Consider the following 14,627-nt stretch of genomic DNA (forward strand, 5'->3'; position numbering starts at 1 on the left):
GTGAGCACAGCCTGGAGATGTACGCAGCCGATCCGGGCCGCCGACCCTCCAGGAGCGCTGCCATGTCCCCCTCGCCCGACGAGTTCCGGCCGACACCCGGCCCCGCCTTCTCCGCGCACGCACGCGACCGCGGCCTGCGCCGCAGCCGCCGCACCACCTTGTGGATCGCGGCCACGGCCGCGGCCGGTGCGGCCGCTCTCGGCGGCGTCTACACGCACCTGATTCCGGGCGGTTCCCCCGCCCCGGCCCCCGCCCCGGCGAACGCACCGGTGCACCAGCCCGCCACGTCGAATCCCGTCACCACGGGCAAGGACGACAAGGGGCGGGAGGAGCCGAACGGTGACGAGGACGACGAGAACGACGAAGAGGAGGCTGCCGCCCCCGCGGCACAACCGGCTCCACAGCCTCCGGCGCAGCCGCCCGCCGCGACCCGGCAGCAGCCGCAGACCACGACGGGGGCGTCATGACCACGCGCACCCCGGACCGGCCCCGTTGCCAGGTCGTCTTCCCGGCCCTCGGTACGACGGCTGCCGTACTGGTCACGGACTCGGTCGCGCTGCCCGCAGCGGAAGCGGTGCTGCGCGCCGAGCTGGCCGCCGTCGACCGCAGCTGCAGCCGCTTCCGGCCCGACTCCGAGCTCACGCGGGTCAATGCCGGCGCGGGTGTCACGACGACGGTCAGCGCCTACTTCGCCGAGGCCCTGCAGGCCGCTCTGCGCGCCGCCCGCCTCACCGGCGGTGCCGTGGACCCGACGGTGGGCAGCGCGGTGATCGCGGTCGGCTACGACCGCACTTTCGCCTCCCTCGCACCCGAGGACGCCCGCCCCGTGCCCGTGTCCCGACCGGCGTCCGGCTGGCGTCGGATCGCCTTCGACCCGCGTACCCGCCGGCTGTGCCTGCCCCCGGGCACCCGCCTCGACCTGGGTGCCACAGGCAAGGCGCTGGCCGCCGACCGCGCCGTCCGACAGGCCGCCGCGGTGACCGGCTGCGGGGTGCTGGTCAGCCTCGGCGGCGACCTGGCGACAGCCGGACCGGCACCCGCGGGCGGCTGGCGGATCGCCCTCGCCGACGACCACGCCCACCCCGCCCCCGAGGGCGGTCCCGCCGTGGCGGTGACCGGCGGGGCGCTGGCGACCTCCGGCATCCGTGTGCGTACCTGGCGGCGCGACGGACGGGTCCTGCACCACATTGTCGACCCGGCCACCGGAGAGCCCGCCACGTCCGTGTGGCGCACGGTCACCGTCGCGGCCGCCACCTGCGTGGACGCCAATGCGGCCAGTACCGCGGCGATCGTGCTCGGCGACCGTGCCGCGGACTGGCTGCGGGCCACCGCCCTGCCGGCCCGGCTGACCGGCCTCGACGGCACGGTCCTGCGCCTGGGCGGCTGGCCGCCCGACTCCCACGCTCCCGCCCCCGCTGAGTCCCGCGGCACGGCCCCAGGAGGCTCGCGATGACGACACTCGCCCTGACCGGCAGCCCTCTGTGGTACGCCAGCCGCGTGGGCGGAACCCTCGCCTTCATCCTGCTCACCGCCACGGTGGTGCTCGGCATCGCCTCCGGCGGACGTTCCGAGCCCCGGCGGATCGGCCGTTTCGAGGTCGGGCTGCTGCACCGCAACCTGTCCCTGCTCACCGTGGTGTTCCTCCTCGTCCACGTGGTGACCGCGGTGCTCGATCCGTTCGTGCACCTGAGCTGGACGGTGTCCGTCATCCCGTTCGGAGCCTCTTACCGGCCGCTCTGGCTCGGGCTGGGCACGGTCGCGCTCGATCTGCTGCTCGCGGTGCTGGTCACCAGCGCGCTGCGGCGCCGGATCGGGGTGCGGCGCTGGAAGGCGGTGCACTGGCTGGCCTACGCGGCCTGGCCGTTCGCCCTCTTCCACAGCGCCGGAACCGGCACCGACACCCGGCTACCCCTCCAGCTGTGGCTCTACGCGGCCTGCCTGGTGTCGGTGGTCGGTGCGGTGTGGTGGCGGCTCGCGCAGGCCGGACCGGGGCGACTGGTCGGACGCCTGCTGGCCGCCGCGACCGCACTCGCCGTACCGGTCGCGCTGGCCGGGTTCCTCGCCGCGGGGCCACTGCAACCGGGCTGGGCCCAGCGTGCCGCTGTGACCACGGTCCTGCTCGGAGGCGGACGATGAACTCCTCCGCCGCGGCGCCCGAGGCTTCCTGGTACCGCGAGCCTCAGCGGGACGACACCACCGCAGCCCGGCTGCTCGCCGGTTGGTACGCCACCGGGGTGCCGGCCACCCTCGCCGATCACCTCGTGCGCTACGGACCGGCACCCCTCGCGCCGACTCCCGGCGGCCGTACGTCGATGCCACTGGTGGAGGCCGTCGAGCGGGCCGGGCTCACCGGGCGCGGCGGCGCCGGATTCCCCACCGCCCGCAAGCTGCGCACCGTGGCGGAACGGGGTGGCCGGACCGTGGTGGTCGTCAATGCCATGGAGAGCGAACCGGCCAGCCGCAAGGACCAGTTCCTGCTGGCCGTCGCACCTCATCTCGTCCTCGACGGTGCCGTCCTGGCCGCGAACGTGGTCGGCGCCGACACCGTCCACGTGTGCCTGCCCCGCACCCGCGCCGTCCAGCACGCGCAGCTAGGCGCTGCCCTGAACGACCGCCTGCGTGCCCGCCTGGACCCGGTGCGGTGGCGCCTTCACGCCCTTCCGCACGCGTACGTCTCCAGCGAGTCGACCTCGCTGGTGAACTGGCTCAACAAAGGCCCGGCCCGCCCGCAGGGCAACCCGCCACGCACCCATGAACGCGGTGTCGCCCGCCGCCCCACCCTCGTGCACAACGCCGAGACCCTCGCCCACCTCGCGCTCATCGCACGCCGCGGCCCCGACTGGTTCCGTCGGGCAGGAACCCCGGAGGAGCCCGGCACCACACTCGTCACCGTCTCCGGCGCCGTCGCCGGCCCGGGCGTGCAAGAGGTCGGCATCGGAACGCCGCTCACCACGATCATCGGCTGTGCCGGCGGACCCACCGAAGCTCTGCGGGCGGTCCTCATCGGTGGCTTCGCCGGCACCTGGCTCCCGGCGGCGGACGTGCGCACGCCTCTCACCCGGCGCGACCTGGACCCCTTGGGCGCATCACCCGGCGCGGGCGTCCTCGTGGCACTCCCGCACTCTGCGTGCGGGCTCAGCGAGACGGCCCGGATGCTCGCCTACCTGGCGGCCCACAGCGCCCTCCAGTGCGGTCCCTGCCACTTCGGACTACCCGCAGTGGCCGAGGACTTCACCTCACTGGCCGCCGGACGCGCCGACCGGGACCTGCTGTCCCGGCTGCACCGCCGGACCGCTCTGCTGCCGGACCGTGGTGCCTGCCGTCATCCCGACGGCGCGGCCCGCCTGGCTGCCTCCGCGCTGCGTGTCTTCGCCGACGACGTCGATCAGCACCTCACCCACGGTGCCTGCGCCGCCGCCCACCGGCCGGCCCGGATCCCGGTGCCGCCCGCCGAACCCCCGGAGACGTGGCGATGACCTCCACCAAGACCCTGCGCGTCGACCGCATCGCCTGCACGGGCCAGGGACTGTGCGGCGAACTGCTCCCCGAGCTGATCGGCCTCGACGAATGGGGCTACCCCGTCATCAAGGACCAAGCTGTCCCCGACCATCTGCGCGCCCACGCCCGCCGGGCCGTCGCCGCGTGCCCCCGCCTGGCTCTCCACGCCGACGACGCTCCCGGGTGACACACCCTTGTGTCCCGTGACACAGGCCGGGGGCGTGCGCGCACCGGCATCCGCATCCGCTCGCCCCGAATGCCGGGGCGAGCGGATGCGGGTCAGTGATCGTCTCCCTCGCCGCCCGAAGCCGTCTTGGAGTAGCCGTCGTGCCACGCGGCCTTCGCCCCAGAATCACCGATGCGGTACACGTCCACGGAGGCTCCAGCGGCTACCGCGAGGGACAGAACGGCAATCGCGATGCGCACCGGCGCGGCGGACCGGCGTATGCCGCGCGACGTCTCGGACCCGGACGTGGTGTTGGGGCGGGTCGCCCACCAGACGAGGACCGCCAGCAGGAACAGGCCTCCGGCCCAGGGCAGCAGGCCGTCGCCGAGGTCGGCGTGCCGACGCACCAGTGCATTGCTGTCGACGTGTGCCTCCAGCCACTCCCCGGCCTGCGTGGCCAGCGGGACGCTCACGAGGGTGACCAGGGCCAGCAGCGGCAGCACGATGCCCATGCGCTGCGCCGCGCTCGGCCAGATCGCGCAGACCGCGAGTGCCAGCGCGGTGAGCGGAACGAGCACGACGACGAAATGCACGATCAGGACATGCGCAGGCAGGCCGTTGATCAGGCTCATAGGTGTTCCTCCAGCAGGTTGGTCGGACACGAAGTGTCGAAGGCGCGCCAGCCTCGCACAGGAAGTTCTCAACCTCCTCTGAGCTCCTCGGACCGCGTCCTACGGGGCGAGGCGGACGAGTTGCCTGGAGCAGCACGGAGGCGGCAAGGCCGACAATGACCAGGCGGGTGCGGGACCAGAGGAGGAACCGGCGGTGAGCGACCGACCTCGATGTTCACCAGGTGCAACTCGGCGAGGTGAAGCCACGCCGCGCGGGAGTTGGGTCCATATGAGCCACAACTCCCCGGGTCTCCCGGCTCCATCCGCTCGAAGCGCACGGGAAAGCATCCGCGACGACGGGCGGGCACATCCAGGAGGGGCAGCCCGTCAGTCCTGCGGCAGCAACCGAAGCGCGGGGCAGGCTCATTCGGCTGATCACCAGGCGTACTGGACGCTGAGTACGGTCCGCCGTCTTCCCCGTCCAGCCCGTGCGAGTCCCGGGCACGAGCGCAGGACGCCGACGGCGGAACGCCGGCTCAGCACGCCGGACTTGGCGGGTCAGGCCGATCCTTCCTCCTGGTGCGGTCTGCTTCGCCGCACGGCGAGCACGGCTGCGGTCGCGGTCAGGACGATCACGGCCGCGGCAGGACCCGCCAGGGTGAGCACGTGCTGGAGGGAGGAAGCGGCTGCGTATCCGGCCGATGCCTCAGCGGTCGCCCAGACGCAGGCCGCGGTCACGCTGTACGGCGCGATGCGGTGGTAGGGCAGATGGGCGGCGCCCGCGCAGTGGGGGGCAAGAGTGCGGACCACGGGGACGAAGCGGGCCAGGAAGACGGTGCGGCCGCCGTGACGGGCCATCAGCGTCTCTGCCCGTGTCCAGAGGACAGGCGGGATGCGGCGGCCGGCCCGGCCGGTGCGCAGCCCGTCGGCGAGGAACCGGCCGGTGCGGTGGGCGAGGAAGTCACCGGCCACGACGGCACCGGCCGCCACGGCGATGATCAAAGGCAGGCTGAGGTGCCCGATCCGGGCGAGTGCGCCCGCGGTCAGGAGCAGGGTCAGGGTGGGGACGAACGCGCCCACCAGCAGGACCGACTCGGCCAGCACCGCAGTGGTCACGACCACGTAGACCGCGACCGGCGGGAGGTGGCCGAGGATGTCGGAGACCGCGGTCACCGCCGCGCCTCCGCGAGAGGCCGGTCGGAGGATTCCTCGGCCGTGAGGGGCCGGCGCAGGTGCCAGACGTGGGCGGGCGGCAGGTTGGCCCAGACCGTCCAGCGGCCGGTGGCGTAGGCGCGCTGGTAGGCGGCCATGACCTCGTCCACCGCGGTATGACGGCGGGCTTCGGCCCGGGTGGCGGTCAGGGCGCGTGCCCTGCGGGTTCCGACGTAGGCGAAGTAGGTGAGCGTGCCGCCGGGGTGCAGCAGGTCCATGTAACGGGCCATGATCCGCTCGACCTGGGCGGGGGCGAAGTTGGTCAGGGGCAGTCCGGAGACGATGACGTCGTAGCGCTGGTCGGTGTCGAGCTGCTCGACGAACATCTCGTGCACCTTGACCCGGCCGGAGGCACGGACCAGGTCCGGGTGCCCGTCCACCAGGCGACGCAACTGGGCGGCGAAGCGCGAGTTGGCCTCCACGACGTCCAGGCGGCTGCCACCGGTCAGATGGGGTATCAGGGCCCTGGTGATGGGGCCGGTGCCGGCACCCGCTTCCAGGACGGCCAGCGGACGGGACGCCTGGGCCCGGACGGGTTCGGTCAGGGCGCGGGCGAGGGCTTTGCCGCTGGGTGCGATCGCGCCGGTGGTGCGCAGATCACGGGCTGCTTCGATCAGAAACATCCAGCCGTCGGCTTCGCGCTGCGCCAGGACGCGTTCGTGGGAGGTGGTCCAGTCATCCATGCATATGACGCTAGGAATCGCCGCCCGGCAGCGGATCCGCCGTTCTTCGACGGCTTCCCCCGACGAAAGTAGGGGGTGGGCGTCGCCGGTCGTCGAGGGGCGGCAGGCGCGTGCCCGCCTAGGATTCTGACGGTGAACAGCAGCAGGATCCAGGCGAGGACGGCCGCAGTCGGGCGCGGCGCGGTCGTGACGTTCTTCGCAGGCGTCGCGGCGGTGAACGGCGCGCAGTTGGTCAGCGACGGCCGGTATGTGGTTCCCATCGGTGCCTCGGCCGTGGCGTGCGCGGTGGTGCTGCTCGTGCCGCGGCTGCGGTGGCCCGTCGCGCCCGTCGTGGTCACCGCGGTCACCGCGTGGTGGGGGTGGCTCGGCACGCTGCTGCTGACCGTTGTCCTGTACGACCTGGCCGCGGCCCGCCGGACGAAGGCGGCGGTCCTGTGTGTCGCCGCCGCGCTCGGCGCCAACCTCCTCGGCTATCCATCCACCCGTCTGTGGCACCAACAGGACTACGTCACCGCGCTGTTCCTGTGGGCCTTCGCGTATGTCGTCGGCATGTGGATCGGCGGCCGTCGGCGTCTGGTGCGGGCGCTGGCCGCCGATGTCGAGCACCTGCGCGTGGAGGCCCAGCTGCGCGAGGAGACCGCGCGGATGGCGGAGCGGTCCCGGATCGCGGCGGAGATGCACGACGTCCTCGCCCACCGGCTCAGCCTGATCGCCCTGCACACGGGCGTGCTGGCCACCCGCAGCGACACCCTGCCAGAGCCGGTCGCCGAACGACTGGCCCTGCTGCGGGGCGCCTCCACGGAAGCGCTCACCGACCTGCGGGACGTGCTCGGCGTGCTGCGTACTTCGGGCGCGACCCCGAACGGTACCGGCGTGGTGCCCGCACCGGTTCCCGGCGACGTCCTGCAACTGGTGGCCGACGCCCGCGCCGCCTCCCAGTCCATCGCCCTGACGATCCACGGCCGACCCGAGGACGCGACCACCACCCACCGCCTCGCCGTGTACCGCATCGCGCAGGAAGCCCTGACCAACGCCCGCAAGCACGCCGACGGCACCCTGGTGACCATGACGATCGACTACCGGCCGCCGGCCACCCGGGTGGAGGTCACCAACCCCGTCGGTGCTCCCGGACAGGCGGCCGCCGTCAGTTCCGGCTACGGGCTCGTCGGCCTGCGCGAACGCGTCCATGCCCTCCACGGCCGACTGGACGCGGGACCGGCCGGCGCGGGCTCCTGGCGCCTGGCCGCCCGCATCCCCCACCCGGCCGGAACGGACAAGAACGGCACGGACAGGAACGGCACGGAAGAGAACGAGACTCCCGCATGATCCGCGCAATGATCGTCGACGACGACGCCCTGGTCCGCCTCGGCCTGGCCGACCTCCTCGACAGCGACCCGGGCATCGACCTCGTCGCCGAGGCCGCCGACGGCCTCCAGGCCATCGAGCGGGCCTCCGCCCACCGCATCGACGTCGCCCTGGTCGACGTACGCATGCCCCGCATGGACGGCATCACCGCCACCGCCCGGCTGAGGGCACTGCCGCACCCGCCGAAGGTCATCACCCTGACCACCTTCGACCTCGACCAGTACGTCTACGACGCCCTCGGTGCCGGAGCCGACGGCTTCCTCCTCAAGGACACCGACCCGGCCGAGATCCTGCGCGCCGTCCACCTGGTCGCGGCGGGCTCCGCGATGCTCCACCCCACAGCGGCCCGCCGTCTCATCGACCGCTACCACGCCACCACCCGGCCCCAGGCCGCCCGGGCCCAGGCCCGCATCGACCGGCTCACGCCCCGGGAACGCGACGTACTCGCCCTCCTTGCCCACGGCGAGACCAACGCCGAGATCGCCGCCCGCCTCACCATGCGCGAGAGCACCGTCAAGGCCCACGTCAGCCGCATCCTGACCACACTGGACGTCAGCAACCGCGTGCAGGCAGCCCTCGCGGCCCGCGACGCGGACCTCACCTCGTGAGCCGGCCAATGGGGGCGATGCCAGCCCCCGGGGGAAGGGCTGACAGGACGGCCGTCTGACGATCACCGAGTCGGCCACCCGCGTACGGCCCAGCGTCTCGCCCTGCCACCGCCGACTGCGCGACCTTCTACGGCCTCACGCCTGTCCATGGAGTCTCCACGGCTGTCGTGGTGCACGTCGAGGGCGGTCTGGTCGGTTCCACGATCGGGTTAGGTGCCGGTTGGCAGTCCGTGCAGCCTCGCGTTCGTCCAGCGACGCCCGCAGCTCGACTGCTTGCAGTTCCAGGCGGGTGATCTTGGCGTCGATCCGGTGCAGCCACAGGGCGTGCCAGACCCGGATCCTGTGGAATCAAATGCGTCAACTGTCTTGCTGGGCGCGGCGGATGACGGCCGGGGTCGGCATGAGCCGGGCGACGTCACCTGGGGGTGTTGAGTCTGTCGGCCGGTACCCGCTTGATCCGGGTCCAGCCGCTCCAGCCCCGCTTCTCCAGGATCGCCAACAGCCGCGCGGCGTGCGGTGAGGACTCGGCCATGGTCGAGTCCAGCAGGTCGACGAACTGGTCGTCGATGCCGTCGTCGGCACCGACCTCGCCGGCCTCAAGGGCGCGAATCATCAAGCGCTCCATGATGTCGGCGACCTCGACGAGCCGAGGATCGTCGACCGGCCAGTCGAGTGCCCCGCTGAGAAGGCTGTAGAGCTTCACCATGTCGGGGTCGTTCAGCTCCTCGTGCTTCTTGGCGATGACGGAGTCGATCGAGTGCGGCACCTGGGCGGCGATCATGATCCAGGCGTCCCGTTCCATCTCGATGTACCGCTCCTCAACGCCGAGACCGCGCAGCCGCTCGAGGTAGTCCACCACGCTCGGCGGGAGCGCCAGGTGCTCTCCGGCGGCGAGCCTGGCCAGTCGGCTGCGAGTGTCCTGCAGCCGCCGGATCTCGGCGCGCAGGGCCTTGTCGATCTCCTGTACTCTGCCGGCGAACTCCTCCGGGTCGGCGTCGAGGAGTTCCTGCACCCGCGCCAGTGGCACGCCTGCATCAGCCAGGGTGCGGATCCGGATCAGTCGCACGACCGCGACAGCGTCATAGGTCCGGTATCCGGACCGGTCGCGCTCGGGTTCTGGCAGCAACCCGATCCGGTGATAGTGGCGTACCGCCCGCACTGTCACCCCGGCGTACGCCGCAAGCTGGCTGATGGTGAGCATGGGTCCCAGCCTGCCTCAGACGATCTTCCGGCGATAGGCGGCCATCGCGAAGACGTACGCCAGGACGAGGATGCCGACGCACCAGGCGAGGGCGGTCCAGATGGTGTCGCCGACCGGCTGCTGGGCGAACAGATTGCGGATCGTGTTGACGATCGACGTCACCGGCTGATGTTCCGCGAACCAGCGCACCGGGCCGGGCATCGTCTTGGTGGGCACGAACGCCGAACTGACGAACGGAAGGAAGATGAGCGGGTAGGCGAACGCGCCCGCTCCCTCGACCGAGGACGCGGAGAGCCCGGGGATCACGGCGAGCCAGGTCAACGCCAGGGTGAACAAGAAGAGGATGCCGGCGACCGCGAGCCATGCCGACACTCCTGCGCCGGAGCGGAAGCCCATGAGCACAGCGACGCCCACGACGAGCACGAGCGCGATCAGGTTGGCGACCAGCGAGGTGACGACGTGGGCCCACAGCACACCCGACCGAGCGATCGGCATGGACTGGGATCGCTCGAAGATCCCGCTCTTCACGTCGGTGAACAGCCGGTACGCGGTGTAGGAGATGCCCGATGCGATGGTCATGAGCAGGATGCCGGGCAGCATGTAGTTCACGTACGGGACCGACCCGGTATCGATGGCGCCTCCGAACACGTAGACGAACATCAGCATCATGGCGACCGGCGTGATGACGGTCGTGATGATGGTGTCCAGGCTGCGTGTGACGTGGCGCAGAGTCCGCCCCGTGAGCGCGGCGGTGTCGCTGAAGAAGTACGCGGTCATCGTTGTCCCCCGGGGGTCGTGCTGGTGGCGTTGCTCTTGTCGTCCCTGCCGATGACCGCGAGGAAGATCTCCTCCAGCGTCGGCTGCTTCTCGACGTACTCGACCTTGGCGGGCGGGAAGAGCTGCTTGAGCTCGGCGAGGGTGCCGTTCACGATGATCCGGCCCTGGTGGAGGATCGCGATCCGGTCGGCGAGCTGCTCGGCCTCCTCCAGGTACTGCGTGGTGAGCAGCACCGTCGTGCCGTGGCCGGCGAGCTCCTTGACCGCATCCCACACCTCGTTACGGGCCTCGGGGTCGAGTCCGGCCGTCGGCTCGTCCAGGAATATCACCGGCGAGTTTCCGATGAGGCTCATCGCGATATCCAGCCGGCGGCGCATCCCACCCGAGTACGTGGACACTCGCCGCGCGCCCGCCTCGCTCAACGAGAAGCGCCTCAGCAGATCGTCCGCAGTCGCGCCAGGGTCTTTGAGGTGGCGCAGCCTGGCGACCAGGGACAGGTTCTCCCGACCGCTGAGGATCCCGTCGACGGCCGCGAACTGCCCGGTGAGACTGATGGACCCCCGCACGTTCGCCGCTTGCGTGGCGACGTCGAACCCATTGACGCTCGCCGCCCCCGCGTCGGCTTTCAGGAGCGTGGCGAGGATCCTCACGGTCGTGGTCTTGCCCGCCCCGTTGGAACCGAGCAGGGCGAAGATGCTGCCCGGCACCACGTCGAAGTCCACACCGCGCAGGACTTCGAGCTTCCCGTACGACTTCTCCAAGCCTTGCACGCGAATCACCGGACCGGCGATCGATTGGGCCGTCATGGTCATCTGCCTCCTTCATGGAGTTGCTCCAAGCGACTGCGAGGAAGCTCCGCCCGGAAGCATGAAGGGTTGACCCTGCGTCAAGGTCAAGCTGCCTCCCGATCACGGCGCCCAATGCACGGGCACGATCGGTGCGGCCTACTGCCGCCGTCGATCAGTGCGGGCCACCCAGCAACGCCACTGTGTGTCCCAGATCTGCCGTTTCAAGAGGGCGGCAGCTCAGTAACTGATCGTTTCAGAATGCGGTTGCCCCGGCCGAGGCAACCGCGGTCAGTCATCGAGGCGGTGAAGGACTTGCGTGAGCTCGCCGTTCTCAGTCAGACCGACCAGGACCTCGGTCATCTTGCTGATGCCGGCGTCCCGGACGATGAGTCCGTCTGAGCACCAGAAGTAGCGGCTTCCGAGGGCTTCCCCGCTTTCGGCCCATCTCGCCATGATGACCTCGACCTGGGCAAGGGTGATTATGGTCGCGCTCCAGCGCGAGCCGTCCTCAAGGTCCACGAAGACATCGACGTTGTCCACGGTCTCCAGGCCCTCGCCGGCGTTCGGCAGGAATGCTGCCTCGAAGTGCTCCGTGTGGACGCGGTACCAGGGCCCGTCCCACATGCCCGGCTGTGTGCTGTGACTCACCGGACGAGTGTGCAGGGCTGAACGGATCACCTCAACTGCGTTCTTCTGGCACGCTTCCCGCCATGAACGGCGATCTTGTGCCGGATGACTTGTGGGCGCGCGTGGCTCCATTACTCCCGCGACACCCTGAGCGGCGGCACCGGCATGCGGGACGGCATCGGATAGCCGACCGCATCGTCCTGGCCGGCATCCTCAACGTGCTGCGTACCGGAGTGGCCTGGCGCGACGCGCCACGTCAGGTGGTGGGCTGCTCCGGTGTCACAGCCTGGCGCCGCTTGCGGGACTGGACGGAAGCCGGCATCTGGCCCCGGCTGCACGCCGCCCTGCTCGCCGAACTCCGAGGCGCCGGCCTGCTGGAGATGGACAAATGCGCCGTTGACGGCTCGCATGTCCGCGGTCTCAAAGGGGGCTTCACACTGGGCCGTCGTCGGTCGACTGTGGCCGTCCCGGCAGTAAGCATCACCTGATCGTCGACCAGCTCGGTACTCCGCTCGCGGTATCGCTGACCGGCGGAAATCGACACGATGTCACCCGACTGATCCCCTTGCTCGACGCGGTCCCCGAATCGGCGGCCACCGCGGGCGTCCCCGACACCGGCCCAAGTGGCTGTTCGCCGACCGCGGCTACGACTTCGACATGTACCGGCGACTCCTTCGTGGTCGAGGGATCACTCCGAAGATCGCTCGCCGAAGTGCCCTACACGGCTCCGGCTTGGGCAAGATCCGCTGAGTGGTAGAGGCGGAGTTCCGCATGGCTCCACCAGTTCAACGACTCCGCATCCGCTACGAGATACGCGCCGACCTCCACCAGGGCCTCCTTCAACTCGCCTGCAGAATCATCTGTTTGAGGCGACTGCGCACCGCATTCTGAAACGATCAGTAAGTGGCAAGAGCTAGCGCGGGGTGGCACCAGAAGGAGTGGACACGCCGCGAGCCGCTCTAGGAGGCTGTCTACGATCAACCGCCGGAACCGCTCGACAACCTTCTGCAGTAGCTCACGTTCGAAGACGCCGTGGAACCAACCTCATGAGACGTCACTTCTAGCGGACCCAGCACCGTCTCGTAGGACGGCGATTACGGGGGATGTGATGCAGGCGAGTACTTCCCCACCTGTTGTTCGTGCTCGCCGGAGCCAGGCGTTCGGGCGGGCCGGGGGTTAGGCGGAAGGTGGCGGCTTGGCAGGGAGGTTCGTTTTGAGCCTCTCGAAGGCGGTGGGCGTCGAGCGGTGCGACAGGAAGTTCTTGATCTGTTGAGCACAGTCGGCCGGGCTGGCGGTACTCGTGTCGCACTCGATGTCGTAAAGGCCGTGGGCATGGACCTGGGCGATCTGGCGTGCGGCCAGCCCCGGTGTGCGGTCTGCGCGCTCCTGCTCGCGCCGTTGGAGTTCGGGCAGAGGACAGTGCACTCCGACCAGAATCACGTCCTTGGGGGCAAAGAGCGAGACGCAGTCGAGCAGGTGCCACGGCTCGCTCAGGACGTGGTCGACCACGATGTTGTTGCCTGCTGCGGCCATTCCGGCGACCGCACGGTGGAAGCCCATCAATGCACGCCTGAGCAGCGAGGGTAATTCCTCCGAAGCGATGGCCCGCTGGGGCCGCATGGCATCAAGCATGTCCACCGGCATGTGGAAGTACATGTCGTCCAAGGCGGTGAGGAGCGCCTCGGCGATGCTCGACTTCCCAGAACTCGACGTGCCGTTCAGAAAGATGACCAGTCCGCCGACTACCTGCGAAGCACCCGCCGAGTTCACGCTCTCGTGCGATTCACTTCCTCTTGGTGCCGCCATCATCTTCCCCCTCGTCATAAGCGCCCGTGTCAGCAGCAATGGGGAGTACTCGTTCACCAAGCCGAACTGGGACAGCAGCAGATTGTTTACTGTCGACGTTCAGCTGATTCCCCATCTCCCCCGTGTTGACGTAATTCCCCAGGTGGCGGCCGTAGCTGCGGTCGGCCCCGCTGGTGGGGCCCGTCGGGTCAGTCCTGCCAGTCCAGCTGTGGCTCGGGGATACCGATGGAGCGGGCGTAGTCCTGTGCCTGCCGACGGCCCTCTGCCTGCTTGCGCGGATAGCGGAAGATCTTCTCGGCGAAGATCACGAACGCCTGCGTGGTGGTGTTGTAGTTGACATACCAGCCCCCGGTCGGGGCCAGGCAGGCAGCCAGCTGCTCGGCCAGACGCTCGGCGTCGGCCTCCTCGGCGGTGAAGTCCAGGAGAGTCCACTGCTGCGGCTGCTCGACCGCCGCGTTGTTCACCTCCACTCTGGCGATCTTGGTGATGTGCAGCCGGGCTCCGGCCAATTCCGTTCCGAGCTGCAGACTTTCCGCGATCAGCACGCCTTCAAGCACCTGGTCCTCCTTGATCTCGACGCCGTGAGACTAGCGGAGGCCTGTGACAATGGCGGACTGGCATCGCGTCAACCGTTCGAGGGTGTGCCCGGCTTGTCGGTCGAGCCCTTGGGCCGCTTGTTGGGCCGATGGCTGGCGCCGTTCATGATGACCTGGTGGCTGGAGCTGATCAGCCGGTCCAGCAGCGACTCGGCGACCTTTGGTGTATCCCCGGCGGCGAGCATCTGGATCCGCCAGGCGTGGATGTGGTCCATGCCGTACTTCAGCTTCTCGGCAAGGTCGCGTCGGTGTGGCGGTGCCCGGCGAACGATGCGATGGCATGCAACTCCTAGCCCATGCAGGCCAGATCGGTAAGGCACAGATGGCGGTGGTGTGCGTGGAGAACCGCTCGACACCGGCCGCCAGAGCGAGATGCCACACCATCTTCAACCAGGTCCACAGACTCAGCGGCGGCCTGGACCACCGCCCCCGCGCCGACCGGGCGTGTATCGGCCGCGGCCCACAGGGTGCGACTCGCGCAGGCCTACCTCCACGAGGAAGTCGTAGAATAGACGAACGGGCACCAGACGCTGCTGGATCGTCGCGTGGGCCAACCCTGCCCCCGATTCGGTGAAGACAACTTTCGCCCCTCGCCTGTGAGGCCGGGTGGTCAGGACGCGGACGAACGACGCGACGTGCAGTCTGTCTGCGGCCAGCGGATCGACTCCTTCTCGCTCACACAGGTCCAG

The 14,627-nt window shown here is 70.0% G+C and carries 17 protein-coding genes and 2 pseudogenes; 9 read left to right on the forward strand and 10 right to left on the reverse strand.

Annotation, left to right across the window (positions count from 1 at the left end; genetic code table 11):
* Positions 1–62 precede the first annotated feature (62 nt).
* Genes H295_RS0132690 through H295_RS0132710 form a run of 5 tightly spaced genes read left to right on the forward strand, consistent with a single transcriptional unit; the run spans position 63 to position 3,685 of the window.
* Entirely contained in the window at positions 63–467 is a 405-nt protein-coding gene (locus H295_RS0132690; protein ID WP_028809962.1) for a hypothetical protein, read from the forward strand.
* Positions 464–1,453 carry an FAD:protein FMN transferase gene (locus H295_RS0132695; RefSeq protein ID WP_020139566.1) on the forward strand — a complete coding sequence of 330 codons (990 nt, stop codon included), beginning with the start codon at positions 464–466 and terminating at the stop codon, positions 1,451–1,453. The genes H295_RS0132690 and H295_RS0132695 overlap by 4 nt, the downstream gene beginning before the upstream one ends.
* Positions 1,450–2,136: a ferric reductase-like transmembrane domain-containing protein gene (locus H295_RS0132700; RefSeq protein ID WP_020139567.1), complete on the forward strand. Its 687-nt coding sequence runs from the start codon at positions 1,450–1,452 to the stop codon at positions 2,134–2,136. The genes H295_RS0132695 and H295_RS0132700 overlap by 4 nt, the downstream gene beginning before the upstream one ends.
* Complete coding sequence (locus H295_RS0132705; RefSeq protein WP_020139568.1) at positions 2,133–3,476, forward strand: NADH-ubiquinone oxidoreductase-F iron-sulfur binding region domain-containing protein; 1,344 nt, start codon at positions 2,133–2,135, stop codon at positions 3,474–3,476. The genes H295_RS0132700 and H295_RS0132705 overlap by 4 nt, the downstream gene beginning before the upstream one ends.
* Positions 3,473–3,685 (forward strand): ferredoxin, encoded by a 213-nt coding sequence (locus tag H295_RS0132710; RefSeq protein WP_020139569.1) that lies wholly within the window; start codon positions 3,473–3,475, stop codon positions 3,683–3,685. The genes H295_RS0132705 and H295_RS0132710 overlap by 4 nt, the downstream gene beginning before the upstream one ends.
* Positions 3,686–3,777: 92 nt before the next feature.
* On the opposite strand, the gene H295_RS0132715 is transcribed toward H295_RS0132710, so the two are convergent.
* The 3 genes from H295_RS0132715 to H295_RS0132725 all read right to left on the reverse strand — a co-directional run bounded on the left by H295_RS0132715 (position 3,778) and on the right by H295_RS0132725 (position 6,170).
* The gene (locus H295_RS0132715) at positions 3,778–4,296 is read right to left on the reverse strand and encodes a DUF2231 domain-containing protein (RefSeq protein ID WP_020139570.1); all 519 of its coding nucleotides are present in this window, start codon (positions 4,294–4,296) and stop codon (positions 3,778–3,780) included.
* A gap of 537 nt (positions 4,297–4,833) precedes the next feature.
* Positions 4,834–5,448, reverse strand: coding sequence for a DedA family protein (locus H295_RS0132720; protein WP_020139571.1), 615 nt, complete (start codon positions 5,446–5,448; stop codon positions 4,834–4,836).
* Entirely contained in the window at positions 5,445–6,170 is a 726-nt protein-coding gene (locus tag H295_RS0132725) for a class I SAM-dependent methyltransferase (RefSeq protein ID WP_020139572.1), read from the reverse strand. The genes H295_RS0132720 and H295_RS0132725 overlap by 4 nt, the downstream gene beginning before the upstream one ends.
* Positions 6,171–6,302: 132 nt before the next feature.
* Between H295_RS0132725 and H295_RS0132730 the strand changes: the two genes are divergently transcribed.
* The 3 genes and pseudogenes from H295_RS0132730 to H295_RS48135 form a co-directional block, all read left to right on the forward strand.
* On the forward strand, positions 6,303–7,496 hold the full coding sequence (locus H295_RS0132730; protein WP_020139573.1) for a sensor histidine kinase: 1,194 nt from the start codon (positions 6,303–6,305) through the stop codon (positions 7,494–7,496).
* Positions 7,493–8,143 (forward strand): response regulator, encoded by a 651-nt coding sequence (locus H295_RS0132735; RefSeq protein ID WP_028809963.1) that lies wholly within the window; start codon positions 7,493–7,495, stop codon positions 8,141–8,143. The genes H295_RS0132730 and H295_RS0132735 overlap by 4 nt, the downstream gene beginning before the upstream one ends.
* Before the next feature lie 55 nt (positions 8,144–8,198).
* Positions 8,199–8,285: pseudogene (locus H295_RS48135) on the forward strand (Lrp/AsnC family transcriptional regulator); the annotation flags it as partial.
* A gap of 273 nt (positions 8,286–8,558) precedes the next feature.
* On the opposite strand, the gene H295_RS0132740 reads toward H295_RS48135, so the two are convergent.
* The 4 genes from H295_RS0132740 to H295_RS0132755 form a co-directional block, all read right to left on the reverse strand.
* Positions 8,559–9,344 carry a MerR family transcriptional regulator gene (locus H295_RS0132740; protein ID WP_020139575.1) on the reverse strand — a complete coding sequence of 262 codons (786 nt, stop codon included), beginning with the start codon at positions 9,342–9,344 and terminating at the stop codon, positions 8,559–8,561.
* 15 nt (positions 9,345–9,359) lie between these two features.
* Positions 9,360–10,121 (reverse strand): ABC transporter permease, encoded by a 762-nt coding sequence (locus tag H295_RS0132745; protein WP_020139576.1) that lies wholly within the window; start codon positions 10,119–10,121, stop codon positions 9,360–9,362.
* Complete coding sequence (locus H295_RS0132750; RefSeq protein ID WP_028809964.1) at positions 10,118–10,927, reverse strand: ABC transporter ATP-binding protein; 810 nt, start codon at positions 10,925–10,927, stop codon at positions 10,118–10,120. Before H295_RS0132750 ends, H295_RS0132745 begins: the two co-directional genes overlap by 4 nt.
* Positions 10,928–11,197: 270 nt before the next feature.
* A complete protein-coding gene (locus tag H295_RS0132755) occupies positions 11,198–11,557 on the reverse strand; it encodes a hypothetical protein (RefSeq protein ID WP_028809965.1) in 360 nt (119 codons plus the stop codon).
* Positions 11,558–11,619: 62 nt separating this feature from the next.
* Here H295_RS0132755 and H295_RS45895 point away from each other — a divergent pair.
* Positions 11,620–12,427 (forward strand): annotated as a pseudogene (locus H295_RS45895) (IS5 family transposase).
* Between the two features lie 285 nt (positions 12,428–12,712).
* Here the strand turns inward: H295_RS45895 and H295_RS0132765 are convergent.
* From H295_RS0132765 to H295_RS43840, 3 genes are all read right to left on the reverse strand, one after another.
* Complete coding sequence (locus H295_RS0132765) at positions 12,713–13,342, reverse strand: chloramphenicol phosphotransferase CPT family protein (protein WP_106960999.1); 630 nt, start codon at positions 13,340–13,342, stop codon at positions 12,713–12,715.
* A 188-nt stretch (positions 13,343–13,530) separates the two neighbouring features.
* Complete coding sequence (locus tag H295_RS0132770; RefSeq protein ID WP_020139582.1) at positions 13,531–13,899, reverse strand: hypothetical protein; 369 nt, start codon at positions 13,897–13,899, stop codon at positions 13,531–13,533.
* 68 nt (positions 13,900–13,967) lie between these two features.
* Positions 13,968–14,153 (reverse strand): hypothetical protein, encoded by a 186-nt coding sequence (locus H295_RS43840; protein WP_020139583.1) that lies wholly within the window; start codon positions 14,151–14,153, stop codon positions 13,968–13,970.
* Between the last annotated feature and the right edge of the window lie 474 nt (positions 14,154–14,627).

This window comes from Streptomyces sp. 351MFTsu5.1, assembly GCF_000383655.1.
GTDB classification, from domain to species: Bacteria; Actinomycetota; Actinomycetes; order Streptomycetales; family Streptomycetaceae; genus Streptomyces; species Streptomyces griseorubiginosus.

Excerpts from the sequence above, each read along its gene's own strand:
- H295_RS0132690 (WP_028809962.1), top strand. The coding sequence starts at position 63 with ATGTCCCCCTCGCCCGACGAGTTCCGGCCGACACCCGGCCCCGCCTTC.
- H295_RS0132695 (WP_020139566.1), top strand. The coding sequence starts at position 464 with ATGACCACGCGCACCCCGGACCGGCCCCGTTGCCAGGTCGTCTTCCCG.
- H295_RS0132700 (WP_020139567.1), top strand. The coding sequence starts at position 1,450 with ATGACGACACTCGCCCTGACCGGCAGCCCTCTGTGGTACGCCAGCCGC.
- H295_RS0132705 (WP_020139568.1), top strand. The coding sequence starts at position 2,133 with ATGAACTCCTCCGCCGCGGCGCCCGAGGCTTCCTGGTACCGCGAGCCT.
- H295_RS0132710 (WP_020139569.1), top strand. The coding sequence starts at position 3,473 with ATGACCTCCACCAAGACCCTGCGCGTCGACCGCATCGCCTGCACGGGC.
- H295_RS0132715 (WP_020139570.1), bottom strand. The coding sequence starts at position 4,296 with ATGAGCCTGATCAACGGCCTGCCTGCGCATGTCCTGATCGTGCATTTC.
- H295_RS0132725 (WP_020139572.1), bottom strand. The coding sequence starts at position 6,170 with ATGGATGACTGGACCACCTCCCACGAACGCGTCCTGGCGCAGCGCGAA.
- H295_RS0132735 (WP_028809963.1), top strand. The coding sequence starts at position 7,493 with ATGATCCGCGCAATGATCGTCGACGACGACGCCCTGGTCCGCCTCGGC.
- H295_RS0132740 (WP_020139575.1), bottom strand. The coding sequence starts at position 9,344 with ATGCTCACCATCAGCCAGCTTGCGGCGTACGCCGGGGTGACAGTGCGG.
- H295_RS0132745 (WP_020139576.1), bottom strand. The coding sequence starts at position 10,121 with ATGACCGCGTACTTCTTCAGCGACACCGCCGCGCTCACGGGGCGGACT.
- H295_RS0132750 (WP_028809964.1), bottom strand. The coding sequence starts at position 10,927 with ATGACGGCCCAATCGATCGCCGGTCCGGTGATTCGCGTGCAAGGCTTG.
- H295_RS0132765 (WP_106960999.1), bottom strand. The coding sequence starts at position 13,342 with ATGGCGGCACCAAGAGGAAGTGAATCGCACGAGAGCGTGAACTCGGCG.
- H295_RS43840 (WP_020139583.1), bottom strand. The coding sequence starts at position 14,153 with ATGGACCACATCCACGCCTGGCGGATCCAGATGCTCGCCGCCGGGGAT.